The organism is Cellvibrio sp. OA-2007 (genome assembly GCF_000953825.1).
Taxonomy (GTDB): domain Bacteria; phylum Pseudomonadota; class Gammaproteobacteria; order Pseudomonadales; family Cellvibrionaceae; genus Cellvibrio.
In genome coordinates this window covers 1-24,957 of the sequence record NZ_BBUL01000096.1, presented here as the reverse complement: position 1 = coordinate 24,957, position 24,957 = coordinate 1, and the positions used below count along the sequence as shown (strand labels likewise).

Genomic DNA, 24,957 nt, shown 5'->3' with positions numbered 1-24,957 from the left:
AAAAGTATACCGAGGAAAACCAATGAGATCCTTCAAACCATTTACTCTGTTATCAAGTCTGGGGCTGCTATCAGTCGCAGCATTCGCCAGTGTTCAAGCGCAGGCCTACAATTGCAGTAATGTAGCTGCATACAAACAAGGTACCTATGCCAACGGCGCCGTAGTACAAAATGCAGGTAGCGCTTATTCATGTACCGTCGGTGGCTGGTGTACGGTGGGCGGCCCTTATGAGCCTGGCGTAGGTTGGGCTTGGGCAAACGCGTGGAGCAGCTTGGGCGCATGTGATGGTGTTACTACCAGCAGCGCAGCATCGAGTGTTGCTTCGGTGGCATCCTCCAGTAAAAGTTCTGTGCAAAGTTCGGTAGTTGTTTCCTCTATCGCTGCTTCTTCAGTCGCTTCTGTTGCCGGATGTGGTGGAGTTGCTGCATGGGATAGTGCGGCAGTTTATAACGGCGGTAATCAGGCGAGCCGCAATGGCGCTCTCTATCAAGCAAAATGGTGGACTCAGGGTAATGACCCGGTTACCAATTCAGGTACTGATGGTGTTTGGGTCAACAAAGGTGCTTGTGGAACTGCGTCATCCTCTGTTGTTTCTTCCGTTGTTGCCAGCTCTACTCCAAGTTCTGTAGCGCCAAGTTCCAGCTCTGCACCGAGCTCAGTCGTGCCTAGCTCTAGTTCCAAGTCATCTGTAGCTAGTTCGGTTAGCTCAAGCGCGAGTTCAGTACCACCTGTTGGTGGCAAAAAAGTGGTTGGTTATTTTGCCGAGTGGGGTATTTATGGCCGCAATTATCATGTGAAAAATATTGCGACCAGTGGTTCAGCAGCGCAATTGACTCACATTCTTTATTCGTTTGGTAACGTGCAAAATGGTAAGTGCACCATTGGGGATTCTTACGCAGCTTACGATAAAGCCTATGATGCAGCCGGCAGTGTCGATGGTGTGGCGGATACCTGGGATCAACCATTGCGCGGTAACTTCAACCAATTGCGCAAACTAAAAGCGATGAATCCTAACCTTAAAGTGATTTGGTCGTTTGGTGGTTGGACCTGGTCAGACGGCTTCCCGCAAGCTGCACAAAATCCAACTGCGTTTGCCGACTCTTGTTATGCATTAGTAGAAGATCCACGTTGGGCTGATGTGTTTGATGGTATCGATATCGATTGGGAATATCCGAACGAATGTGGTTTGAAATGCGATACCACCAGCGGTTTCTCAGGTTATAAAAATCTGATGCAAGCACTGCGTGCCCGTTTTGGTAGTAATGCGTTGATTACGTCTGCCATTGGTGCAGGCACTGCAAAAATTAATGCAGCAGATTACGCCGGCGCAGCTCAGTATGTGGATTTTTACATGCCGATGACCTATGACTTCTTCGGTGCTTGGGATAAAACTGGCCCAACATCTCCGCACTCTGCTTTGTACGATTACGCCGGTATTCCAAAAGCGGGCTACAACTCGGACAACGCGATTCAATTGATGAAGTCTAAAGGTATTCCTGCGAGCAAAATTCTCTTGGGAGTTGGCTTCTACGGTCGCGGTTGGACTGGCGTTACTCAAGCGGCACCTGGCGGATCGGCAACCGGTGCAGCAGCAGGTACTTATGAAGCGGGTATTGATGATTACAAAGTATTGAAATCAAAATGTCCGGCGACTGGAACTGTAGGCGGCACAGCTTATGCGTTCTGCGGCGGCAATTGGTGGAGCTACGACACACCACAAACCCTGGTGGGTAAAATGGATTATGTTCATCAACAAGGTTTGGCTGGCACTTTCTTCTGGGAGTTAAGCGGCGACACCAACGACGGTGAATTGATTCGTGTAATCGGCAACGCTATGCGTTAATTACCTCGAGGATGACTAACAAAATCCGGCAGTCTCAGATTGCCGGATTTTTTGCGTTTAGGGGGCTCCAAAATAGTATGGATAAAATAAAATAGGCATAAAAAAACCGGCGGTGAAATCACAGCCGGTTTTTTTAATAAAGCGCGGTAAAAATTATTCGTGATTCAATATCATCACATCGGTATCAACTGCGGCAATCAAACGCTCGGCAGTGTTGCCGCGACGAGTCTTAGTCATACCGTTCTGACCCAAGGTTCCCATTACAATCAAATCTGCACCGATCTTTTCTGCCAGCGCAGACACTACGTCAGAGGTGTAGCCATTTTCGACGTGAATTTTGTCATTTGGTAAGCCGGTTGCATTGACCAATTTGCCGCGATCGGGATAGTTCATTGAATCCAGATAGCCATTGATTACATGCAGGTCTGCACCATAGGTTTCTGCATAAAATTTGGCGGCGTCGATAATCTTTTTATTCAGCTCTACTTGCACATCGCGTTGTGCTTGCACATTCACTGCAGCAAGAATCACTTTGCGCTGCGCTTTGGCGCCCGGGCGAATCAAAACCACTGGGCAGTAAGCGCCTTTCAGCAATTCCCATTTTGATTCAGTGAAGAAGAAACGGCTGTTGTTATTGCTGGCATGTACTGGCAAGTAAATCAGATCTGCATCAAAACGCTTGGCCGATTCCATAATGGATTTTTGCCACTCGGAAGACCAGGAGATCTCCATAGTGTATTCAATACCAGCGTTAGCTAATGGGGATTTGATGTTTTGTTCAAACCAGGTCAGGTCGCGAAATAAATGATCGTTGACTGAGCGGGTGTCCACTGCATCGCCATCCACCGCCACAAATGCATGAACTTTTGGTTTGTCTTGCATCAGCGAGGAAACAATAATCGCGCGTTCAAGCGCTATGTGGTGGGTATCATTGGGGTCAACAACAACGAATAGCTTTTGTGACTTGGACATACTGGCTCCTACTGGTTCCCTAAATAAAGAGAGTGGGTTGTTATTTTCTGGTTGGGGCTAGCATAGCAACCCCTTTGTGGTTTTTACAGCGACAAAGCCGCTTGTGGTGCTCTATAGCGCTTAAATAAGGTTGATATAGATTAAACTGTACGCCTTTTTTACAGACCCTCAGGGATAACACTATGAATTTGCTTGAAAATTATCCAATCGCCGAGCTTGTGGTCGGGCAGCGGGCCAACTACAGCAAAACGCTGACAGAGCGGGATGTCATCCTGTTTGCCGCCTGTTCCGGCGATGTCAATCCGGTGCATCTCGATAAAACCTACGCAGCGACTACACCTTTTGGTGAACCTATCGGCCACGGTATGTGGACTGGCGCTTTGGTGTCGGCAGCGATTGCGACCTGCCTGCCTGGCCCCGGGTCTGTCTACCGCAGCCAAAGCCTCAGTTTTAAGCATCCAGTAAAAATAGGCGATACAGTGACTATCACGCTGATTATCAGCGAGATTAAAGAGCGGGTGAAATTGGTGACAATTGAGTGCGAAGCGCACAATCAGGACGGCAAATTAATTGCCAAGGGTGTGGCAGAAGTGATTGCACCGGCGGAGAAATTAAATATTAACGCTGGTGAAATACCAGAAATAACAATCGGTTGATTTTGGTATTCACAAATCCATAAAAACTCGGGACGAAAGTGAGTTTTTATGGATTGTATTGTCGCTCTTGGTGGCGATTAGTTATTCCGTTTCTTCATCGCTATATTCATCGCCAACCCAGCCGCCTAGTTCTTTCCAGCGATTTACAATCACACAAAATAATTCGGCGGTTTTTTCTGCATCGTAAGCGGCGGAGTGGGCGGCGCTATTGCTAAATTCAATACCGGCAACCTGGCAGGTTTTGGCGAGTACGGTTTGGCCGTAAGCCAGACCGGCGAGTGTGGCTGTATCAAATACCGAAAACGGATGAAATGGGCTGCGTTTAATATTGCAGCGAGCGATGGCCGCGTTAACGAAATTCAAATCAAAATGGGCGTTATGGCCGACGATCACCGCGCGAGTGCAGCCATTTTCTTTTACGGCGCGGCGCACGGCGCTGAGCAAATCGGTCATGACCATTAATTCCGGTTCGGCCATGCGCTCAGGGCAATCGAGATCAATGCCGGTGAAATCCAGCGCGGCCTGTTCAATGTTGGCGCCTTCAAATGGATCGACATGAAACGAAAAAGTCTCGTGGCGATGCAAATAGCCCTCTTGATCCATACGGATGGTGACTGCAGCAATCTCTAGCAGTGCATCAGTCTGCGCGTTAAAACCGCCGGTTTCCACATCGACAATCACGGGTAAAAAGCCGCGAAAGCGCTGCGCCATAGGTGAATCGGGATCGCGGGAATTTTCAGGAGGATTCACAGGGTCGCCTTAAGCAGTTTGTAACTGCCAACGAAGGGTTTCACCAGCGCGCAACGGCACCAGCGGTTGGTCGCCCATGCTCAGGGTGTCTGGCACTTGCCAGTCTTGTTTGAGCAGGGTGATGGTATCGGTATTGCGTGGCAGGCCATAAAAATCAGCACCGAAATGGCTGGCGAAAGCTTCGAGTTTATCGAGCGCGCCGGCATCTTCAAAGGCTTCGGCATAAAGCTCGATCGCGGCATAGGCGGTATAGCTACCGGCGCAACCGCAGGCGGCTTCTTTTTTATCTTTGGTGTGGGGCGCGGAATCGGTGCCTAAAAAGAATTTCGGGCTGCCGCTGGTTGCCGCGTTGATCAAAGCGTGCTGATGTGTACTGCGCTTTAAAATCGGCAGGCAGTAGTAGTGGGGGCGAATCCCGCCAGCGAGCATATGGTTGCGGTTGTACAACAAATGGTGGGCAGTAATGGTTGCCGCGATATTGGCGGGCGCATCGGCGACAAACTGGGTGGCATCGGCAGTGGTAATGTGCTCCAACACCATTTTTAGCGCTGGAAAATCTTTTACTACCTTGCTGAAGGTGCGCTCCAGAAAGACTTTTTCGCGATCAAAAATATCGATGGCGCTGTCAGTCACTTCCCCGTGCAACAAAAACGGCATACCTGTATTTTGCATCGCCTCTAGCACTGGGTAGATTTTGTTCAGATCAGTTACACCCGAAGCTGAGTTAGTGGTCGCGCCCGCTGGGTAGAGTTTGCAGGCGGTAACACCCGCCGCTTTGGCGATGGCGATGTCGGCGGGATTGGTATTGTCGGTGAGGTACAACACCATTAACGGCTCAAACTGGCTACCTGCCGGGCGCGCCGTGAGGATGCGCTCTTTATAGGCCAGCGCTTGCTCGGCATTCATCACGGGTGGCACCAGATTGGGCATGACTATCGCACGGGCAAATTGTTGTGCTGCATCGCCCACGGTGCGGGTGAGTGCTGCGCCGTCGCGCAGGTGGATATGCCAATCGTCGGGGCGGGTAAGAGTTAGCTGTTGAGTCATGGGGTAAGCATGTCCAAAAAAATAGAGGGGAGTAACAGTCAAAAGTGGCCGCATCCTACCAAAATTGGCTCTTCTTCGCAGCCTTAATTCCTCGGCAGCGGCTGGGCGCATTCGCCAGCATTCTGCGCTGAGCTGGCTATACTCGAAAGTATCCTTGTTTTTATGCCGTTGGAATTGTTCATGTATTTGGCTGCTGCTTATCGTTTGTGCCCTGCAATCTTATTGGTATTTGGCCTTGCGCACAGCGTATCGCTTTGCGCCCAGACTTACACTGCCGGTTTTAATGATGCCCAATGGACCGCCAAAAGCGGGTCATTTGCCTGCAGTCTGCACCATGAAATTCCCGGTTTTGGCAGTGCGCAGTTGGTGCGCAAAACCGGCGGCAGTGAGTTTCTTGAGTTGAAACCCAGTGGTCATCTTGCCTTTAGCGATTTGGTCAGAATTGAGGCGGTGCCACCCATGTGGCGCAGCGATGCAGCAGCCAGCCCTCTGGGGCAGTTGCAAGCCAATGGCAAACAGCCGCTACGGGCAACGGCCGCGCAGATCAAAGCGATCAGCGCCACCTTGCTACAGGGCACCAATGTGGTATTCAGCAGCGCACAAATGGATCTCAACGGCCTTAATCTGCGTGTGGTTCTGGAGGCGCGCAACTTTAATCCCGCCTATGGGCGCTATCAGACCTGTATCGGCGCATTAATTCCCTACACCTTCAATCAGATCGCACGCATGCTGGTGAATTATGCCCCCGATGCCAGTGAGTTGAGTGCTTCCACCAAAACCCAGCTCGATAAAATCGTGCGCTACAGCAAAGCCGATCCCAATGTATTGGGGATTTTGGTTGATGCCCACAGCGACAAATTGCCCACACCGGAAGAGGGCGATGCGGCATCACAGCGGCAGGCGGAATTGGTGACGGCTTATCTGGTCGCTAAAGGCCTGCGTGCCGATATGATTACTACCCGTTGGCATGGCGATAAGTTTCCTATCGCCAACAATTACACCAAGGCGGGGCAGGCTAAAAATCGGCGTGTTACGGTGCGTATGGAAAGTGAAACCACACGCAAACAAATGGAAAAGAAAATCGCGGCCATTATCGCGGCCGAAGAAAAAGCGGCTGAGCAAAAAGCCGCAGAAGAAAAAGCGGCGCAGGAAAAAGCATCACAGTTGCCCGCTGCATTACCAGCTAGCCTGCAGCAACTTGAACAGATGGTTGAACAGCAAGATCTCACCAGTGGCAGACAGCCCACACCGCAAGCCAGGTAAGGTCAATCGCAAAACTCGATTGATTGCACTTGCATTTTTTTAACACAATTCCCAAATCATTCTTAACCCGGATTTTACGCCCGGGTTGGAATTATTTTTAAACTCATCAGTCTGAACTTGCGCACCAGAGGCAATTGCATCCTGAGATGCGAATTGTCTGTTGTTATTCATTGAGGAGCCTTGTATGTACAAAATGACTGCCAAATGGGCGAGTCTTATCGCAGTAGTGACCTTAATTTTATTGCCTGTCACCAGCTTTGCAGCACAGTTGCCGGATTTCACCGAGCTTATCGAGCAGCATTCGCCTGCTGTAGTAAAAATCACCGCTGTGTCCAAAGGCGCAATGGCGCAAGCACCACAACAACTGCCGCCGAATATGGAAGGTCTGCCGGATATTTTCCGCGAATTGTTAGAGCGCCGCCAAATGCCGCGCGATAGAGGTTCGCTGGGTTCAGGTTTTATTATTTCCAGCGATGGATATGTGTTAACCAATAATCATGTGATCGATCAGATGGATACCATCACCGTTATCCTCAATGATCAGCGTGAGTACACAGCAAAATTAATTGGCAGCGATGAGCGCTCGGATTTGGCCTTGCTAAAAGTCGATGCCAAAAATTTACCCACGCTGACGCTCGCAAAAGATGAAAAATTAAAAGTTGGCCAATGGGTTATCGCAATCGGTTCGCCGTTTGGCTTGGATTACTCAGCGAGTGCCGGCATTGTCAGTGCTATAGGGCGCAGCATTCCTTCAGCGCGCAATGAAAGCACTTACGTTCCCTTCATCCAAACTGATGTGGCAATTAACCCGGGTAATTCAGGTGGGCCGCTCTTTAATATGGATGGCGAAGTAGTCGGCATTAACTCACAAATTTATTCGCCCAGTGGTGGCTCGGTTGGCTTGTCATTTGCGATTCCCTCATCGCTGGCGCTGGATGTGGTTGCGCAATTAAAAGATAAAGGCCGTGTTGATCGCGGTTGGTTGGGCGTGATGATTCAGGACGTAGATAAAAATCTCGCCAGTTCATTGGGTATGGATAAACCCATGGGCGCGTTGATTAGTGAAGTTGATGGTGAAGGTCCTGCAGCAAAATCCGGTTTAAAAGCAGGCGATTTGATTATTAAATTTAACGGCAGCGATGTGCATAGCTCAAGCGATTTGCCTTATTTGGTTGGTCGCACGCCACCAAAATCCAAAGTGCCGGTGGTGATTATGCGCAAAGGCAAAGAACAAAATTTAAATGTCACGGTTGGTATTTTGCCGGTATCACCCGCAGAAGCGGCTGCACGCCCGGCGTCGGGGCCGATTGATAATTCCGTTGATGTGCTGGGCTTGGTGGTAAGCCCGTTAGAGCAAACCCAGCGCGGTGGCGCAGACTCTGGTGTTGTGGTGCGCGAGGTAAAACCGGGCAGCCCGGCAGCGGAAACAGGAATACAAGTGGGTGATGTAATTACCCAGCTCGCGTTTAGCGATATTAAATCGCCTGGGGATTACGCCAAAATTGTCAAAAAATTACCCAAAAATGAGCCGCAAGCGATTCGCTTTTACAGTCAGGGTCGTCCGGTATTTCGCTCGATTGTTATCAAGTAGTCGTTAAAAACGTTTATCTTTTCTGTCCATTAAAAACGCCAGCATCGCTGGCGTTTTTAATGACTCTACGTTGGCGAGATATTTATCTTTATTTGCGCAAGAAAAAACAATCTGTTGACAATGAAAAAACACCTGCGGTATCTGGCATCGATATCCTTTTAAGATTCTGGTTTAAAAGGCCGCAGGTGAAAGCTGAAAGTAATGTGTACGGAAGAGCCAAAAGCAGGCCGTCATGATGTGCCAGCACCTGATGCGAGTCTGTAAAAAATTGTGCAACAGCTCACCTTTGTCGGCCTGTTTTAACCTGTTTCTGACCCATGCGCTGCTCATAGCACGCACTTATCAAATAGGCTAGAATGCCGCCCACTATTTCCGCCCCCCATTCCGGGGACATATTCCAACATCTAAAGTAGTTAAGCGCCTGTGACTGACCTGAGCCATATCCGTAACTTTTCCATCATCGCCCACATTGACCACGGTAAATCCACCATCGCCGACCGCTTTATCCAGATGTGCGGTGGCCTGAGCGACCGTGAAATGGAAGCGCAAGTGCTTGATTCCATGGATTTGGAGCGCGAGCGTGGCATTACCATCAAGGCGCACAGCGTGACCCTGTACTACAAGGCGCGCGATGGCAAAACCTACCAGCTCAACTTTATTGATACCCCCGGCCACGTGGATTTCACCTATGAAGTATCCCGCTCCTTGGCGGCCTGCGAAGGTGCGCTGTTGGTGGTGGATGCCGGTCAGGGCGTAGAAGCCCAGTCAGTCGCCAACTGCTATACCGCAATCGAACAGGGGCTGGAAGTGATTCCAGTACTGAATAAGATGGACTTGCCGCAGGCAGAACCAGATCGTGTCGCGCAGGAAATTGAAGAAATCATCGGCATCGATGCTACCGAAGCCGTGCGCTGTTCGGCCAAGTCTGGTATGGGCATGGAAGAGGTGCTGGAAGAGTTAGTACGCCTTGTCCCCGCACCGGTTGGTGATGTAGATGCTCCCTTGCAGGCGCTGATTATTGACTCCTGGTTCGACAACTATCTGGGCGTAGTCTCGCTGGTGCGGGTAAAACAAGGCACTCTGCGTTTAAAAGACAAAATCATCACCAAAACCATCGGTAAAGCACAAATCGTCGATGGCGTGGGTGTATTTAGCCCTAAACCCACGCAATTAAAAGAACTCAAAGCCGGTGAAGTAGGCTTTGTTGTTGCCGGTATTAAAGATATTCACGGCGCACCCGTAGGCGATACCATCACCCATGCACAAACGCCGGATGTGGAAGCCTTGGCCGGTTTCCAGAAGATCAAGCCGCAAGTTTATGCCGGTATGTTTCCCATCAGCTCCGATGACTTTGAAGATTTCCGTGAAGCATTGGCCAAACTGACCCTGAATGATGCCTCCCTGTTCTATGAGCCAGAAAGTTCCGATGCACTGGGTTTTGGTTTTCGTGTGGGTTTCCTTGGCATGTTGCACATGGAGATCATTCAGGAGCGTCTTGAGCGCGAATACGATCTCGACCTGATCACTACCGCTCCTACCGTAGTGTTTGAAGTGGTTAAACGCGGCGGTGAAGTTATCTTTGTTGATAACCCATCCAAATTGCCGGACCCGGGCGCAATCGAAGAGATGCGTGAGCCAATCGTAGAAGCCAACATCCTTGTGCCACAAGAGCACTTGGGTAATGTGATTACCCTGTGTATCGAAAAGCGCGGCGTGCAGAAAGATTTGCAATTTACCGGTTCGCAAGTGTCGGTTAAGTACGAGTTGCCGATGAACGAAGTGGTGACCGACTTCTTTGACCGCCTCAAGTCTGTGAGCCGCGGGTTTGCATCGCTTGATTACAGCTTTGTGCGCTTTCAGGCAGCGAATCTTGTCCGTTTGGATGTGTTGATTAACAGTGAGAAAGTCGATGCATTGGCCATTATTGTGCATCGCGATAAAGCGCACGGCATGGGGCGCTCGCTTACTGAAAAGATGAAAGAATTAATTCCTCGCCAGATGTATGACGTTGCAATTCAGGCTGCAATTGGTGGTCAAATTGTGGCGCGTTCTACGGTTAAAGCACTGCGTAAAGATGTAACCGCAAAATGTTACGGTGGTGATGCAACCCGTAAGAAAAAGCTATTGGAAAAACAAAAAGCTGGTAAAAAGCGCATGAAACAAGTGGGTAGTGTTGAGATCCCGCAGGCTGCGTTCTTTGCTGTATTGAAAATTGACAGCTAATAAATAGCTAACAATAACCATTAAGGAAACTCGATGAGCAGTATTAACCTTCCTCTGATCCTCACACTCGCGGTAATGATTACTGGCTTGGTGTGGTTGTTTGATGCTTTAGTATTGTCTCGTCCTCGCAAAGCTAAAGTAGCTGCGGTGGAAAAACAGTTTTCGGGCATGGCTCTGGACACTGAACAGCAGAAAAACGCGTTTGATGAAGCCAAATCTGTTGCGGCAAAAGAGCCACTTTTGGTTGAGTATTCCAAATCGTTTTTTCCGGTTTTGTTTATTGTCTTCTTTTTGCGGTCATTTCTAGTCGAACCCTTTCAGATACCATCGGGTTCAATGATCCCAACCTTGGAAGTAGGCGATTTTATTTTGGTTAACAAGTTTGCTTATGGGGTGCGTGCGCCGGTACTGAATAATGAAATTATTCCGATTGGCCAACCTGAGCGCGGTGATGTGATGGTATTTTTTCCGCCGCACCAACCTGAGACTTATTACATCAAGCGCGTTATTGGTTTGCCGGGCGATCATATTTCTTACAATAATCACGTATTGACCATTAATGGCAAAGTGATTGAAGAAAAACTGGTTGCCGAACTACCAGCCGGTGCGCCGATGCTACGCATGGTGAAAGAGACTATTGACGGTAAAGAATTCACCGCCTATAAACACATACAACCCAGTCGTTTAAGTGTACATGGTTCATGGGTGGTGCCTGCGGGTCATTACTTTATGATGGGCGATAACCGCGACAACAGTCTCGACAGTCGCGAGTGGGGGTTTGCCTCCGAAGATATGATTGTAGGCAAAGCCTTTGCAGTGTGGATGCACTGGGAGAAGTTCCTGAGCATTCCATCTTTTGATCATGTTGGCGTTATTAAATAAGTGCTTGTGTTAGGTTAAACCTCAATCATTCTTACCGAGCGGAGCTAGTTACGATGAAAGCGAATAACCTTAAGTTGATTAAACATCAGCGCGGTTTGGGTATGTTGCAGTGGCTGCTAGTTATTATTGTTGTTGCTATTATCGGTAAGTTCGCCTTTACGGTTGTACCTATGTATTCAGAAAATATGTATGTTCAAACTGCACTTAAGTCTTTAGACAACGATGTAGATAAACTTGAAAACATGACGGATGCAGAAATAAAAAAGAAACTCACTAATTTTTACATGATTAATAACGTACGCAGTGATGGGCCAACTAAAAATATTAAAATTGAGCGTGAAGCTGATAAGGTGCTTGTTAAAATCGATTACGAGATTCGTGATGTATACATGTTTAATATAGATGTTGTAATGAGCTTTCAGAACCACCTCGATAGCACCCGCCCTGGGCAATGCTGTAAACCACCTGCCACGTTAAAGACCAAATAATTTGTGCTAACCCTTAAATATCAACGCCTTGAGCAACGTCTTGGCTATCACTTTGAAGATCAGCGCCAGTTGCAACTGGCGCTAACTCACCGTAGTCATGGTGCGACCAATAATGAGCGGCTTGAATTTCTCGGCGATTCGATTTTAAATTTTATTGTCGGTGAAGAGCTGTTCAAGCGTTTCCCCGAAGTCCGTGAAGGCCAGTTGAGTCGTTTGCGTTCGCAAATGGTGAAGGGCGATACGCTAGCTGAAATTGCGCGCGAATTTGAGTTGGGTGAATGCTTGGTGTTAGGCGAAGGGGAAATGAAATCCGGTGGTAACAAACGCGATTCCATTTTAGCGGACAGTGTTGAAGCGATTATCGGTGCTATGTATTTGTCCAGCGGTTTAGATGTTTGCCGCGAGCGGGTGCTCACTTGGTTTGCGCCGCGCTTGAATACGTTAGGGCTCAATACCAGCGCCAAAGACTCCAAATCACGTTTGCAAGAATACATGCAAGCCCAGCGTCAACCCTTGCCTGACTATGTGGTAGTTGATGTGGGTGGCGAAGGCCATGCGCAAATGTTTACCATCGAATGCCGTGTTGCTGTAACCAAGCAGCCGACTCGTGCGATTGCATCCAGTCGCCGCGAGGCCGAAAAACAAGCGGCAACCTTAATGCTGGCGCAGTTAAATATCGACTAATTTCTATAAGCCAACGCTGTTCAGTGCTAGCGCCTAATTCCCACACTTTCTCTCAGTATTATTTATGACTTTTGCATCCGATACAGATCAGCCTGACTCTACCGCTAGCCGCTGTGGTTATGTCGCCATCGTTGGTCGCCCCAATGTGGGTAAGTCCACCTTACTTAATCATATTCTTGGGCAAAAAATCAGCATTACTTCGCGCAAGCCGCAAACCACACGTAATGCGGTGGTGGGTATTAAAACTGAAGGCGATGTACAGATCATTTTTGTTGATACTCCCGGTATGCATCTGGGCCAACAAAAGGCGATTAATCGCTATATGAATAAAGCGGCCACCAGCGCAATGAAAGATGTTGATGTGGTGGTGTTTGTGATCGATCGTTTTATTTGGACTGAAGAAGACGAAGCGGTTGCTGAAAAATTGCAGTATGTAGGTTGCCCAATTATTTTGGCAGTTAACAAAGTAGATCAAATCGACGATAAAGAATCCCTATTGCCTCATTTACAGGCTTTGTCAGAAAAATTAAATGTCGCTGAAATTGTACCTATGTCAGCGCTGCGTAATACCAATCTGGATCGCTTGGAACAGTTGATTACAGAGCGATTGCCGCAGGGTATTCATATGTATCCGGAAGATCAGATTACCGATCGCAGTTCGCGGTTTATGGCGGCCGAAATTGTGCGCGAAAAAATCACTCGTCAATTGGGTGATGAGTTGCCCTACGAGATGGCGGTGGAAATTGAAGAGTTCAAACAGGAGGGCAATTTACTCAATATTTCTGCGTTGATTCTGGTAGAGCGCGATGGCCAGAAAAAAATCCTGATTGGCGATAAAGGCAGCCGGATTAAATTGATTGGTACTGAAGCCCGCACCGATATGGAAAAATTGTTTGAGATGAAAATCATGCTCAAGCTTTGGGTGAAAGTAAAGTCCGGTTGGTCTGATGATGAGCGTGCCCTACGCAGTCTCGGCTACAACGAGTTTTAATTCACCGTTATGCGTGTTGATCTCCAGCCCGCGTATATTCTGCACACCCGCCCGTATCGCGACACCAGTTTGTTGATCGATTTTCTCACGCCCGACTATGGGCGTGTCACTGCGGTGGCGCGTGGCGTCCGCAAAAACAAAACCCCCAAACGCCAATTATTAAATCCGTTTAGCCGCTTACTGCTTTGTTGGCAGGGTAAAACGGATATGAAACTACTGACCAGTTTTGAATCAGATAATCATTTCCTCACCCTGACCGCTAACCATCTGTATTCCGGTTTTTACCTCAATGAATTGTTGGTGCGGCTTTTGCCGGAAATGGATAGGCACAACGGTTTATATTATGCCTATGAGCAGACGCTAGATGCCCTGCAAAACAAGAGTGATATTGAGCCACTGCTGCGCGAATTTGAATTTCGTTTATTGGATGAGCTCGGCTACGGTTTGGATTTTAGTGCGGATGCGCGCAGCGGTTGCGCGATAGATACAGAAACAATGTATGAGTGTCACGTACAAGAAGGTTTTTTTAGTGCTGGCATCGATGTGCCTGCGCAATTTCTATTAAAAGGTGAATGGCTATTGGCGATTGCAGCGGGGGATTACTCTGACCCGGCCACTCGCCTTGCGGCTAAGCACTTGTCTCGCCGCATGTTAAAACCCCTATTGGGCAGTCGTCCACTTAACAGTCGGCAGTTATTTGTATCTGCAAAATAAGGCTGATCTTATGCTGAAATATTTGGTGTTAAGTTGTCATTGTTTCCAAGCCAAATAATGGGTCTAGCTCTTTATCGCGCCCCCAGTTAATTAAATCATCGAGTGCGTGATTAAGGGCGGGAATGGCATCGCGCGCTTGTTCATATTGTTTACTTTGAAACAGTTTGTCGAGTAAGCCACTGATGTGTTTTAAGCGTGGCACACCGCAATAACAACTGCTGCCGTACAGCCGGTGTATTAACTCTTCCAATTCGTCAAAATTGTTAGTCGCTAATGCGTTATTAATTTGTTGCTTTTCTGCGGCCAAACCGTTCAATAACATTCTCAACATGTCGCGGGCGAGGGCGGGTTTATTGTTGGCTAGTTTTAAACACAAATTGATATCCACCGAGCCGGTGAGGTCTTGAGTGGGTAGTGGTTCCCGCACTGGAAGATTCTGTGGCCTTTCCTCTGTTTGAATAACAACTTCTTTTTTGCCAGACAAACTGGCCCAGCGATTAATGATGTGTGCGAGCTGTGTCTCGTTAACCGGTTTGCTAATGCAATCGTCCATGCCCGCGAGTAATAGCTCTGCCTTTTGTTCCGTAATTGTATGTGCAGTGAGCGCAATAATAGGTGTGCGGCGTTTACCTTGTTCCAGTGCGCGAATATGGCGCGTGGTTTCCATGCCGTCCATGCCCGGCATTTGAATATCCATAAAAATCACATCAAATTCATTTTCGTTACAGATATCAATAGCCTGTTTGCCATTGTTGGCTTGTGTGACCTGAGTGTTCAAACCACGCAATAATTCCGAGGCGAGTTGCAAGTTGGCAAGATTGTCATCCACCAACAGGACTGACACGCTGGGGCGCGATGCTTCTTCCTCATCTTGTTCGCGCATATCTTTAATGTGTAGATCTAGCTGACGCCCCAACACTTGCAGTAGAGAATCGTAGGCAATTGGTTTGTTGATAAACAAGATTGGCGATTTATCTAGATGTGCGCGAAATAAACGTTGGTGTGCAGGTGTGCAGCAGGCGATAAGCGTGCAGTTAAATTCAATATTTAATTGCTCGGCGAGATTGTTGAGTAGCACGGGCGGAATTTTACGTTCGCTGGGCGCAATATCCAGAATCAATAAATCAAAACTGTTGTTGTTATTGCGTGCATCGCGCAAAATTGGGAAACAATCGTGGATGGCAGGAATGCTTTGTGTGTTGCTGTTCCATTCGTGTAATAAATTATCAATCTGGCGCAATGATGCTGGATTTTCCCCGCACAACAAAATCCGGTATTCACTTAGGTTAACTAATTGACTCGCCGGTGGCTGACGTTTATCGATCCCCAAGCGTGCGGTAAACCAAAAGGTAGAGCCTTTCTCTGGTTCGCTGACAACGCCGATTTCACCGTGCATGCGCTCGACCAATCCTTTGCAGATTGCCAGGCCGAGGCCAGTGCCCTCATGTTCACGGGTGTTGGATGAATCGGCTTGGTTAAACGGGCTAAATAATTCATCTTGCTCTTCGCGTGTGAGGCCTATGCCCTCATCGCTCACACACTTTGAGTGTGATTTGCGTTTCCTGCTGCTGCAATATACTCACGTCAACCAGAATGTTGCCGGTATTACTGTATTTGATTGCATTGCTGATCAAATTGGACAGTACTTGTTTAAAGCGCAGCGCATCCCCTAATAAATTTTTAGGTATTTTTGTTTCAATATAGTTAATTAATTCTACATTTTTTTCATGGGCATCCGGTGCAAAAATATGTAGCACTTCATCAATGCAATTGCGAATTGGTAATGGCGCGTAATCGAGGGTGAGTTTGCCTGATTCAATTTTGGAAAAATCCAGAATACCGTTAATGACGGTGAGCAGATTTTGTGCGGAGTCGCGAATGGTTTCCATATATTCGCGTTGTTGTTCATTAAGTTCAGTTTTGAGTGCAAGGTTAATAAACCCGAGAATACCATTTAACGGTGTGCGAATTTCATGGCTGGTATTGGCGAGAAATTCAGATTTAATGCGGCTGGCTTCCAGTGCTTCTTTGCGCGCTAAATCTAATTCCACGTTTTGAATTTCAATGGTTTCCAGTGTCTCGCGCAAATCTTCAATAGCATGGTCGATGTGTGATTGCATATCGGCTTGAGCGGCTTCCATGTAATCCGCCATAGTGTTAATGGATTCTGCTAAATCTAAAAATTCACTGGAGCGTTGTGGCTCGACCCGTTCATTTAAACGGCCGCGTGCTAATGCATGCACAATGTTTTTAATGTGATCAAGCGGATCGGTAATTCGGTAATAAAGAGAAATTGCAAAATAGGCCCCAATAATTAAACACAGCACGGTGAGTGCGATAGTGAGAACAATCGCCTCATAGCGCACCACGGCATAGGGTGCCGCCATTAATTCAAGCTCTACCCATCCGATGGGATTTTTATTGTCGAGATTAACCAGTGGATGCGCGAAACGCAGAGTGCGATAAGTGCTGCGTTCCAACGGCTGTTGCAGATTAGGCTCGCCCGCATCATTGGTGCGCATAAATTGTGGGCCGCTGTGAAAGCTTTGATCTGTATCGCTGTAATAGGCGTGTGCGGCGCGAATATAGGGTTCTTCGAGTGACGCATCGAGGATGTATTGCACCAATTCGCGATTATTTTCCAGTAGGGGCTTGTGCAGTAAGTGTGCAGTTTTTTGAGCAAGTACTCCGCCGCGCAAATCGATAAATTTATTGATTTGTGAGATACACAAATAGGTGAGGCTGACGGCAATCAGAATAATAATGGTGATGGAGGGAATAAAAATCAGGCGCCAAACATCGGATTTAATACTGCTGCGTTTATTCTTCATGGAGTTCTGCCTTGATTTTTTATACCTGCTTGCGCTGTACCTGAGACAGTTTTGCCGCAGGGTGTTCGCAGGGTGGGTGATCGCAGGTAGAATAGCCGCCCCACGCGCGCTAGCGCAACCGGCGATTTACCGGAATTATCAGCTTTGAGGTCAGTATGGATTTTCCCACCATCGATGCATTTGTCGGCAATACACCATTGGTACGTTTGCAGCGCTTGCCCGGTGTATCGAGCAATACAATACTGGTGAAGCTGGAGGGTAATAATCCTGCCGGTTCAGTTAAAGATCGCCCGGCTTTATCCATGATCAGTCGCGCCGAATTGCGCGGGGATATTCAACCAGGCGATACATTGATCGAGGCTACTAGCGGTAATACCGGCATCGCCTTGGCGATGGTGGCGGCAATTAAAGGCTACCGCATGATATTGATCATGCCCGATAACGCCACTGCTGAGCGCAAAGCGTCGATGTTGGCTTATGGCGCTGAGTTGATTTTGGTGAGCAAAGAGGCGGGCATGGAAGGTGCGCGCGACCTTGCACTGAAGATGCAAGCTGACGGCAAAGGTAAGGTGTTGGATCAATTTGCCAATTCCGATAATCCGCTTGCGCATTACACCACCACCGGCCCTGAGTTGTGGCAGCAAACGGGTGGAGCTATCACCCATTTTGTCAGTTCCATGGGTACCACTGGGACTATCATGGGCACTTCGCGCTATCTAAAAGAAAAAAATCCTGCTATTCAAATTATTGGTTTGCAGCCATCCGAAGGTGCACAAATCCCCGGTATTCGCCGTTGGCCAGAAGCTTATCTTCCTAAAATATATGAGCGCGATCGCGTTGATGGCATTGTCAATATGCCGCAGGCGCTTGCCGAGCAGACCATGCGTGAGCTCGCGCGCAAAGAGGGAATTTTTTGTGGTGTGTCATCGGGCGGTGCAGTAGCTGCAGCGCTGGAGTTGAGTCAACAGGTCGAAAATGCGGTGATAGTGGCGATTATTTGCGATCGCGGCGATCGCTACTTATCGTCTGGTTTGTTTAATGAGTAACAGCTTGCAGCGCGTCAATTTATTTGCGTGATGCGCTTTTGGATCTAACAAACAATAACTAATCAGGATGTTTTTATGTTGGGAACTACAAAAGGTGCAATGGTTCGAGTCGCTATTATTCTGCTGGCGGTGTTGCTACAGGCGTGTGGCGGCGGCAGTTCAGGTTTAAAAGATCCTGTCGCGAAAAGTTCGATTCCGGCAAGTTCAGTTGCTGCTGTTTCATCAACAGCAGTAAGTGTCTCATCGCACAGTAGTTCAAGTTCGGCTGCGAGTATGCCGGCAGATTTTCCCGTGGGCACGATTGATGCCTTGCCGCTATTGGCTATTACCACAGACAGCGGCGCGCCGATTGTGTCAAAAGAAACCTATGTAAATGGCAGTTATTCGCTGGCGGTTGATGGTGGCGTGGTTGCTCAAGGTACATTGGAAATTCGCGGGCGCGGCAACTCAACCTGGAGTTGGGATAAAAAGCCCTATAGGTTAAAGCTGACGAAAGCGGCTGAAATATTAGATATGCCTTCCAGTAGGCATTGGGTGCTTTTGGCGAATTATGCAGATAAAACACTGATGCGCAATGATATCGCGTTTATGTTTAGCCGCAGTTTGGGTATGGAATACACCACCCGAAGCCAGCATGTTGAGGTGAGTTTTAATGGTGCTTATCAAGGAGTTTACCAGCTGGTTGAGCATCTGCGCGTAGCAAAAGACCGGGTGAATATCCCTGAAATGAAAGTTGGTGATACTGACCCCGAGAAAATCACCGGCGGTTATCTGATGGAAGTGGATTTCCGCATGCACAAGGATTATTGCAAAACAGCTTTTTGGGAAAGCTTTTGTGTGAATGGTGTCAATCTGGATCGCGAAGCGACTTTTTGTGTGGACTCAAGCCACGGCATGAATCCTTTTTGCATCGATACACCCGAGACGTTGTTAGAGGCAAGTTGGTCGGCACAGCGTGAGTACATCACCAAATACATTGCCGATACGGAAGCGGCATTGTTTGGCGATAAGTTTGCTGACCCGCAGCTGGGTTATGCGGCATATATCGATGTGGACTCGGCCATCAATTATTTTTTGATTAACGAATTATTTAAAAACCCCGATGGTGCAGTGGCGAGCTTTTATCTGTATAAAAAACGCAATGGCAAATTATTTTTTGGTCCGATTTGGGATTTCGATTTGGCGCTTGGGAATGCGGGTTACGATGATGTTGATAAAAGCTATGGTTGGCATGTACGTAAAGCGTCGTGGTTCGACCGGTTATTTCAGGATGCCGCATTTAAAGCCAAGGTAAAAACCCGTTGGAATAGCCTCAAAGCAGAGGGCAAGCTTGAGTATATTTTCCAATACGCAGAAGCCCGTGCGACTTGGTTGGATAAGCAACAAAAGAAAAACTACATGCTTTGGTCAGTCACCGATTTTGCTCCCTGGATTTTACACGGTAGCCATGGCGGCACTGGCAGTTATGAGGCAGAAGTAAAAGAGTTGGTTCGCTGGCAGCGCGAGCGTTATAACTGGTTGGATACTGAGCTAAACAAGTAAATATCATGGCGGCACAGGGTGAATTCACTTTTGTGCCGTCACTTTTTGTAATTCCGGGAATTTTGAATGTCCAATCGCAGCGGTAAAAATGGCAACTCGTCGAAAGGCGGTTCAGCAAAAATTAATGGACCCAAAAAAGGCGGTAGCTTATTAGGCCAAAAGCCGCGCGGTAAAAAAGCCGATGGCAAAGTCTATGTGCGCGATGATGCACCGCGCCGCAATCACGCGCGCGTTGAAGAAAAACAGTTACCGCAAACCAATAAGCGCCTCGGCGAATTTATTATTGATCGCCTAAGTCACGATGGCCGTGGTGTTGCCAGCCTCGAAGGCAAAACAGTGTTTATCGATGGTGCTTTGGTGGGCGAAAAAGTCACTGCGCGGTTGGTGGAAGATCACGCGCGTTTTATTGATGCGCGTATCGATCAATTGATCGATAGTTCCCCCGCGCGTGTTGCGCCACCTTGCGAACACTTTGCTCAATGCGGCGGATGTCAGTTGCAATATATGCAACCTTCGGCGCAAGTGGCGATGAAACAAAACGCAGTGCTGGAGCAGCTGCGGCGCTGGGGTGGAGTTGTACCTAAATATGTATTGCCCGCGATCAGTGCGGATGATCGCGCCTATCGCAGCCGTGCGCGTTTGGGCGTTTGGTATGAAGCCGATGGTAGTGTGACATTGGGTTTTCGTCAGCGTTACAGCAATGAAATTACTCCTATCAGTCAATGCATCGTATTAGTGCCTGAATTAAATGCGCTGCTTGCACCTTTGCATCTTTGGTTAACGGAGTTGCGTGCGAGTAAAGCGGTAACTCATATTGAATTAGTAAAAGGGCAAAGTGAGATTGCGATCATTTTGCGTCACACCAAAAAATTGGCCGATGCCGACCTTGCGGCACTGGCGCAATTAGTGGAACAGGCTGGCTGTAAGGTCTGGCTGGAGCCCAATGGCAATATAGGTTTAACCGATCTTGCCGGGCAGCCCTGCGATCCGCGTTTGGCATATCAGGTCAAAGGGGTGGAGCTTTTGTTTCATCCGCAGGATTTTACTCAGGTAAACCCGCAGGTGAATCAGCAAATGGTCGCGCAGGCATTAGCCTTGCTTGCGTTGAAGCCAACTGATCGAGTGCTGGATTTGTTTTGTGGTATCGGCAACTTTACGCTGCCCATCGCCCAACAGTGTGCGGAAGTAGTGGGTATAGAGGCGATTGAGTCGATGGTGTTGCGCGGGCGTGAAAATGCCGAGCGGTTACAGATCGGCAATGCAAAATTTATTGCCGCCAATCTGGCGGATATGACCCATACTCAATTACAGCGTTTGGGTGGAGCCAATAAAGAACAGGGGATCGATGCGATTTTGCTCGACCCGCCCCGCGATGGTGCAAAAGATATCATCGCCAGTATTTTGCGGTTGGGTGCGGGGATAGGTAAGCAACTTTCCCCCAAGCGGATTGTCTACGTCAGTTGCAATCCTGCGACCTTGGCGCGTGACTCAGCCTTACTGGCTGAGGCGGGTTATCAATTGGATAAGCTTGGTGTACTGGATATGTTTCCGCACACCAGCCATGTTGAATCTATGGCGCTTTTTTTGCGTTAGCAAAAGCTTTCATAACGAGTAGCGTTAGCAAATGCTTTCATAAAAAACTGCGTAAGCAGGGCGCCTATTTAGTTGAAGTAACGCGTATGGTTAAAGTTAGAGCAGATCATCCCATTGCGGCGGATGGTCAGGTTGATATAGATGCTTGGATTGATCGCCTTAATCAGGGTTATACCCAGTCCGAAGCGAGCCGTGCCGAGTTGCGTCGCGCTGCTGAATTAAGTTTGTCACTGGTTGATATTCACGCTGAAGACGATCACAACTGGGGTGAGGATTTCTCCTGCTTTCGTATCGGTTTGGAGATGGCTGAAATTCTTGCCGATTTGCAGCTCGATCAGGATGCACTGGTCGCTGCGATCCTCTACCGCGCTGTGCGCGAACATAAAATTACGCTGATCGATATTCAATCCCGTTTTGGCGATACGGTCAGTAAGCTGGTCAAAGGTGTGTTGCGCATGGCGGCGATCAGCTACCAGCGCAACGAAGAGGAGCGAGTGCTCGGCTCCCAAGCGACGGAGCAGGCGGAAAAGATCCGCAAAATGCTCGTATCAATGGTCGATGATGTGCGTGTCGCCTTGATTAAATTGGCCGAGCGCACCTGCGCTATCCGCTCGGTAAAAAATGCCGAGCCTGATCGTCGCCGGCAGGTATCCCGCGAAGTTGCCGATATCTATGCGCCGCTGGCGCATCGCCTCGGTATTGGCCACATTAAATGGGAACTGGAAGATCTCTCATTCCGCTATCTGCAACCTGATGATTACAAACGTATCGCCAAATTGCTGGATGAGCGCCGTCTGGCGCGGCAGGAATATATTGATAGTTTGCTCAACCTGATTCGCGACGAATTAAAAAAAGCGGGCATTGAAGGTTCCGTGGGTGGGCGTGCTAAACACATCTACAGTATCTGGCGCAAAATGCAGCGCAAAGGTATTCCATTTTCACAGGTATATGACATTCGTGCGGTACGCATTCTGGTGCCCAGCGTGCGGGATTGTTATGCCGTGCTCGGTATAGTTCACAGCCTGTGGCGCAATATTCCCCACGAGTTTGATGATTACATCGCTTCGCCCAAAGAGAATGGCTATCGCTCGCTGCACACCGCCGTTTGGGGGCCAGAAAATAAAGTGCTGGAAATTCAGATCCGCACTAATGCCATGCATGAAGAATCCGAGCTGGGCGTATGCGCCCATTGGCGCTACAAAGGCACCGATACCAAAGCAGTGCAAGATGGCTATGAGCAAAAAATTGCCTGGTTACGCCAAGTCCTCGAGTGGCATGAAGAACTGGGGGGCGACTCCGAACATCTGCAAGATGACCTGCGCTCGGTCAATCAAGATCGCATCTATGTGTTTACGCCGGAAGGCCATGTGGTGGATTTGCCGCGTACCGCCACGCCGCTGGATTTCGCTTATAAAATTCATACCGATGTCGGCCATCGCTGTCGCGGTGCCAAGGTTAACAACCGCATAGTGCCGCTCAATTACCAATTGACCAATGCGGATCAGGTAGAAATTCTCACTGGCAAAATGGAATCGCCTAGCCGCGATTGGCTCAATGCCGCGCTCGGTTATGTCAATACACCGCGCGCGCGCGCAAAAATTCAGCACTGGTACAAGCAGCAGGCGCGCGACAAAAATATCGCTGAAGGTCAGGCCCTATTGGATCGCGAATTCAAACGTCTTGCGCTGCTCGATTTAGACTTTGAAGAGCTAGCAAAAAAATTACACTTTAATAATCTCGATGATCTTTACGCGGCGGTGGGTGCGAGTGATGTAGGTGTTGGGCATGTATTAAATGCGGCGCAAAAACAATTGGATGATGCCAATCCGCAGCAGCCGTTGATTCCATTCAAAGTGAAATCGCCGCGGCAGAAAAAAGATTCGGATCTGTATATCGAAGGTGTGGGCAATTTGCTCACTCAAATCGCCAATTGCTGTAATCCTGTACCTGGCGATGCGATTACTGGCTACATCACGCTCGGCAAGGGCGTCTCTATTCACCGTCAGGATTGTACGAATATTTTGCAATTGCAAACCGACGAGCCGCAACGGGTTATCAAAGTAGAGTGGGGCGATACCCCGCAGAGTTTCTACTCGGTGGATGTAGTGATTGAGGCCTACGACCGCTACGGTTTGCTCAAAGATATTACCGCGCTGCTGGATACCGAGCGCATCAATATTGTTGCTATGCAAACCTTGTCGGACAAACGCAAAAACACCGTGGACATGCAGGTAACGTTGGAGATTCGCAGTTTTGATGAATTGAGCCGCATACTCACTAAGCTCAATCAGTTGCCGAATATTGCATCTGCGCGGCGTAAACATTAACCGAACTGTCACGAACATTATTGGAAGCACTTGTGAGCCATCAATACACTATCGACGATTTACTTTATTTGATGGCGCGCCTGCGCGATCCGCTAACCGGTTGCCCTTGGGATATCACCCAGGATTACGCCAGTATTGCGCCTTCAACCTTGGAGGAGGCCTACGAGGTTGTCGATGCGATTGAAAAGCAGGATTTTGCGCATCTCAAAGAAGAGCTGGGCGATTTATTATTTCAGGTGATTTTTTACAGCCAGCTCGGTAAAGAAGAACATCGCTTTGAATTTGCCGGTGTGGTCTCTGACTTGGTCGCGAAATTAGTACGCCGCCATCCCCATGTATTTCCCGATGGGACTTTGCATAGCCAAATCGAAAATCGTCACACCTTACCGGGTGATGTCAAAGCCCGCTGGGAGGCCATCAAACAACAAGAGCGAGCAGAAAAAGGCGCGCAAGGTTTATTGGCCGATGTTCCTTTAAATTTGCCATCGCTCAGCCGTGCAGCAAAATTGCAAAAACGTGCTGCCAGCGTCGGTTTTGATTGGGATGATGTCTACGGCCCTATCGCCAAAGTGCGCGAAGAGCTCATGGAAGTAGAGGCTGAGCTGGCGTCCGGTGACAGAGTTGCGCTGGAAGAGGAGCTGGGCGATCTGTTATTCGCCGTGGTGAATATAGCGCGCTACCAAAAGATCGACCCGGAACAAGCTTTACGTCGCGCCAATCACAAATTTGAACAGCGCTTTCATTTTATCGAGACTAATAGCCCTACGCCTTTAGTTGAAACCTCAATAGATGAGATGAATCGTCTTTGGGATGAAGCTAAAAAACAGTAAGTTAATGCCATCTATGAGCAGCTCTTCAGTGTAGTTTGCGCGCCCCGCGACTAATGGGCATTGGCACGCAAATTATCGTTATCTATCTAAGAAGAGTGCTTTCTCATAGCTTTTTGTTACATGTGACCGGTTTCAAAAGCAGCTATGATTTACCAGTAGCAAGCAAACGAAGCCCCCCAGTTGTAACAATAAAAACATCAAAAGTGAGGTTCCTTTGGATCGGCGAGAAGTAAAGCCGGGCTATGTGGATAAGACGCTCAGCACCATTAAAATCCACATCTCAGAGCTGAAAATAGGCATGTTCGTGTCCAAGCTTGACCGCGATTGGCAGGAAACCCCGTTTTTAATGCAGGGTTTTATGATCGAGAGTCTCGATGACATAGATACAGTGGCTGAGTACTCCCAACACGTCTGGATCGATGCGGTTCGTGAACAGTGGATTCCCCCGGAAGAGCGCGGCGTAGCTGGCCCTGCTATCGCAAAATCACAAACTTACATTAATAAAATTGAAGCCCAAAAAGAGCACCAAGCGGCTATCGGTATTTTTCGCGAAGCAAAAAAACTCACTAAAACCCTACTTGATGATGTGCGTCTGGGGGGGGGGGGGAACACTGAGCAGGCAAAGGCGACAGTTAAAGATTGCGTCGGTAGTATTTTGCGCAATGCCGATGCACTTATCTGGAT

Annotated in this window: 21 protein-coding genes; 16 read left to right on the top strand and 5 right to left on the bottom strand. The window is 48.4% G+C overall.

The window, feature by feature from the left end:
- Nucleotides 1-22: 22 nt before the first annotated feature.
- Complete coding sequence (locus tag AWU77_RS16920) at nucleotides 23-1,843, top strand: glycosyl hydrolase family 18 protein (protein WP_062066082.1); 1,821 nt, start codon at nucleotides 23-25, stop codon at nucleotides 1,841-1,843.
- 153 nt (nucleotides 1,844-1,996) lie between these two features.
- Here the strand turns inward: AWU77_RS16920 and AWU77_RS16915 are convergent, their stop codons facing one another.
- Nucleotides 1,997-2,815 carry a universal stress protein gene (locus AWU77_RS16915; RefSeq protein ID WP_062066073.1) on the bottom strand — a complete coding sequence of 273 codons (819 nt, stop codon included), beginning with the start codon at nucleotides 2,813-2,815 and terminating at the stop codon, nucleotides 1,997-1,999.
- Between the two features lie 182 nt (nucleotides 2,816-2,997).
- Here AWU77_RS16915 and AWU77_RS16910 point away from each other — a divergent pair, with 182 nt between their 5' ends.
- On the top strand, nucleotides 2,998-3,471 hold the full coding sequence (locus AWU77_RS16910) for a MaoC/PaaZ C-terminal domain-containing protein (protein ID WP_062066065.1): 474 nt from the start codon (nucleotides 2,998-3,000) through the stop codon (nucleotides 3,469-3,471).
- Between the two features lie 81 nt (nucleotides 3,472-3,552).
- Here AWU77_RS16910 and rnt read toward each other — a convergent pair whose 3' ends face one another.
- Both rnt and pyrC read right to left on the bottom strand, forming a co-directional pair.
- Nucleotides 3,553-4,221 (bottom strand): ribonuclease T, encoded by a 669-nt coding sequence (gene rnt, locus AWU77_RS16905; protein WP_062066052.1) that lies wholly within the window; start codon nucleotides 4,219-4,221, stop codon nucleotides 3,553-3,555.
- A 9-nt stretch (nucleotides 4,222-4,230) separates the two neighbouring features.
- Nucleotides 4,231-5,268, bottom strand: a complete 1,038-nt coding sequence (gene pyrC / locus AWU77_RS16900) for a dihydroorotase (protein ID WP_062066042.1) — start codon at nucleotides 5,266-5,268, stop codon at nucleotides 4,231-4,233.
- Nucleotides 5,269-5,448: 180 nt separating this feature from the next.
- Between pyrC and AWU77_RS16895 the strand changes: the two genes are divergently transcribed.
- The 8 genes from AWU77_RS16895 (at nucleotide 5,449) to recO (ending at nucleotide 14,104) form a co-directional block, all read left to right on the top strand.
- Complete coding sequence (locus AWU77_RS16895; RefSeq protein WP_062066033.1) at nucleotides 5,449-6,531, top strand: OmpA family protein; 1,083 nt, start codon at nucleotides 5,449-5,451, stop codon at nucleotides 6,529-6,531.
- A gap of 184 nt (nucleotides 6,532-6,715) precedes the next feature.
- Nucleotides 6,716-8,122 carry a DegQ family serine endoprotease gene (locus AWU77_RS16890; RefSeq protein ID WP_084618521.1) on the top strand — a complete coding sequence of 469 codons (1,407 nt, stop codon included), beginning with the start codon at nucleotides 6,716-6,718 and terminating at the stop codon, nucleotides 8,120-8,122.
- A 432-nt stretch (nucleotides 8,123-8,554) separates the two neighbouring features.
- Nucleotides 8,555-10,345 (top strand): translation elongation factor 4, encoded by a 1,791-nt coding sequence (gene lepA, locus AWU77_RS16885; protein WP_202966673.1) that lies wholly within the window; start codon nucleotides 8,555-8,557, stop codon nucleotides 10,343-10,345.
- 33 nt (nucleotides 10,346-10,378) lie between these two features.
- A complete protein-coding gene (gene lepB / locus AWU77_RS16880; RefSeq protein WP_062066018.1) occupies nucleotides 10,379-11,227 on the top strand; it encodes a signal peptidase I in 849 nt (282 codons plus the stop codon).
- Between the two features lie 53 nt (nucleotides 11,228-11,280).
- Nucleotides 11,281-11,715, top strand: coding sequence for a DUF4845 domain-containing protein (locus AWU77_RS16875; protein ID WP_062066015.1), 435 nt, complete (start codon nucleotides 11,281-11,283; stop codon nucleotides 11,713-11,715).
- A 3-nt stretch (nucleotides 11,716-11,718) separates the two neighbouring features.
- Entirely contained in the window at nucleotides 11,719-12,399 is a 681-nt protein-coding gene (gene rnc, locus AWU77_RS16870; protein WP_062066012.1) for a ribonuclease III, read from the top strand.
- Nucleotides 12,400-12,463: 64 nt separating this feature from the next.
- Nucleotides 12,464-13,390, top strand: a complete 927-nt coding sequence (gene era / locus AWU77_RS16865) for a GTPase Era (RefSeq protein WP_062066009.1) — start codon at nucleotides 12,464-12,466, stop codon at nucleotides 13,388-13,390.
- A gap of 9 nt (nucleotides 13,391-13,399) precedes the next feature.
- A complete protein-coding gene (gene recO, locus AWU77_RS16860; protein WP_062066006.1) occupies nucleotides 13,400-14,104 on the top strand; it encodes a DNA repair protein RecO in 705 nt (234 codons plus the stop codon).
- Between the two features lie 28 nt (nucleotides 14,105-14,132).
- Here recO and AWU77_RS20795 read toward each other — a convergent pair whose 3' ends face one another.
- Nucleotides 14,133-15,641, bottom strand: coding sequence for a response regulator (locus AWU77_RS20795; RefSeq protein WP_062066002.1), 1,509 nt, complete (start codon nucleotides 15,639-15,641; stop codon nucleotides 14,133-14,135).
- Nucleotides 15,631-16,935, bottom strand: coding sequence for a histidine kinase dimerization/phospho-acceptor domain-containing protein (locus AWU77_RS20790; RefSeq protein ID WP_062065999.1), 1,305 nt, complete (start codon nucleotides 16,933-16,935; stop codon nucleotides 15,631-15,633). The genes AWU77_RS20795 and AWU77_RS20790 overlap by 11 nt, the downstream gene beginning before the upstream one ends.
- A 155-nt stretch (nucleotides 16,936-17,090) precedes the next feature.
- On the opposite strand from AWU77_RS20790, the gene cysM reads away from it, so the two are divergent.
- The 6 genes from cysM to AWU77_RS16820 all read left to right on the top strand — a co-directional run.
- Nucleotides 17,091-17,981, top strand: coding sequence for a cysteine synthase CysM (cysM, locus tag AWU77_RS16845; RefSeq protein ID WP_062065996.1), 891 nt, complete (start codon nucleotides 17,091-17,093; stop codon nucleotides 17,979-17,981).
- A gap of 75 nt (nucleotides 17,982-18,056) precedes the next feature.
- On the top strand, nucleotides 18,057-19,523 hold the full coding sequence (locus AWU77_RS16840; protein ID WP_062065993.1) for a CotH kinase family protein: 1,467 nt from the start codon (nucleotides 18,057-18,059) through the stop codon (nucleotides 19,521-19,523).
- Between the two features lie 66 nt (nucleotides 19,524-19,589).
- A complete protein-coding gene (gene rlmD, locus AWU77_RS16835; RefSeq protein ID WP_084618520.1) occupies nucleotides 19,590-21,116 on the top strand; it encodes a 23S rRNA (uracil(1939)-C(5))-methyltransferase RlmD in 1,527 nt (508 codons plus the stop codon).
- Between the two features lie 86 nt (nucleotides 21,117-21,202).
- On the top strand, nucleotides 21,203-23,443 hold the full coding sequence (gene relA / locus AWU77_RS16830) for a GTP diphosphokinase (RefSeq protein WP_062065990.1): 2,241 nt from the start codon (nucleotides 21,203-21,205) through the stop codon (nucleotides 23,441-23,443).
- Nucleotides 23,444-23,475: 32 nt separating this feature from the next.
- Nucleotides 23,476-24,273 carry a nucleoside triphosphate pyrophosphohydrolase gene (gene mazG, locus AWU77_RS16825; protein ID WP_202966669.1) on the top strand — a complete coding sequence of 266 codons (798 nt, stop codon included), beginning with the start codon at nucleotides 23,476-23,478 and terminating at the stop codon, nucleotides 24,271-24,273.
- A 298-nt stretch (nucleotides 24,274-24,571) separates the two neighbouring features.
- A partial coding sequence (locus AWU77_RS16820) for a DUF3391 domain-containing protein (RefSeq protein WP_238582505.1) occupies nucleotides 24,572-24,957 on the top strand: 386 nt, incomplete at its 3' end.

Bases quoted from the DNA above. Each gene is read 5' to 3' on its own strand.
- AWU77_RS16895 (WP_062066033.1), top strand. From the start codon at position 5,449: ATGTATTTGGCTGCTGCTTATCGTTTGTGCCCTGCAATCTTATTGGTA.
- AWU77_RS16920 (WP_062066082.1), top strand. From the start codon at position 23: ATGAGATCCTTCAAACCATTTACTCTGTTATCAAGTCTGGGGCTGCTA.
- pyrC (WP_062066042.1), bottom strand. From the start codon at position 5,268: ATGACTCAACAGCTAACTCTTACCCGCCCCGACGATTGGCATATCCAC.
- AWU77_RS16840 (WP_062065993.1), top strand. From the start codon at position 18,057: ATGTTGGGAACTACAAAAGGTGCAATGGTTCGAGTCGCTATTATTCTG.
- AWU77_RS16890 (WP_084618521.1), top strand. From the start codon at position 6,716: ATGTACAAAATGACTGCCAAATGGGCGAGTCTTATCGCAGTAGTGACC.
- cysM (WP_062065996.1), top strand. From the start codon at position 17,091: ATGGATTTTCCCACCATCGATGCATTTGTCGGCAATACACCATTGGTA.
- AWU77_RS16915 (WP_062066073.1), bottom strand. From the start codon at position 2,815: ATGTCCAAGTCACAAAAGCTATTCGTTGTTGTTGACCCCAATGATACC.
- AWU77_RS20790 (WP_062065999.1), bottom strand. From the start codon at position 16,935: ATGAAGAATAAACGCAGCAGTATTAAATCCGATGTTTGGCGCCTGATT.
- lepB (WP_062066018.1), top strand. From the start codon at position 10,379: ATGAGCAGTATTAACCTTCCTCTGATCCTCACACTCGCGGTAATGATT.
- recO (WP_062066006.1), top strand. From the start codon at position 13,400: ATGCGTGTTGATCTCCAGCCCGCGTATATTCTGCACACCCGCCCGTAT.
- rlmD (WP_084618520.1), top strand. From the start codon at position 19,590: ATGTCCAATCGCAGCGGTAAAAATGGCAACTCGTCGAAAGGCGGTTCA.
- era (WP_062066009.1), top strand. From the start codon at position 12,464: ATGACTTTTGCATCCGATACAGATCAGCCTGACTCTACCGCTAGCCGC.
- AWU77_RS16910 (WP_062066065.1), top strand. From the start codon at position 2,998: ATGAATTTGCTTGAAAATTATCCAATCGCCGAGCTTGTGGTCGGGCAG.
- relA (WP_062065990.1), top strand. From the start codon at position 21,203: ATGGTTAAAGTTAGAGCAGATCATCCCATTGCGGCGGATGGTCAGGTT.
- AWU77_RS16875 (WP_062066015.1), top strand. From the start codon at position 11,281: ATGAAAGCGAATAACCTTAAGTTGATTAAACATCAGCGCGGTTTGGGT.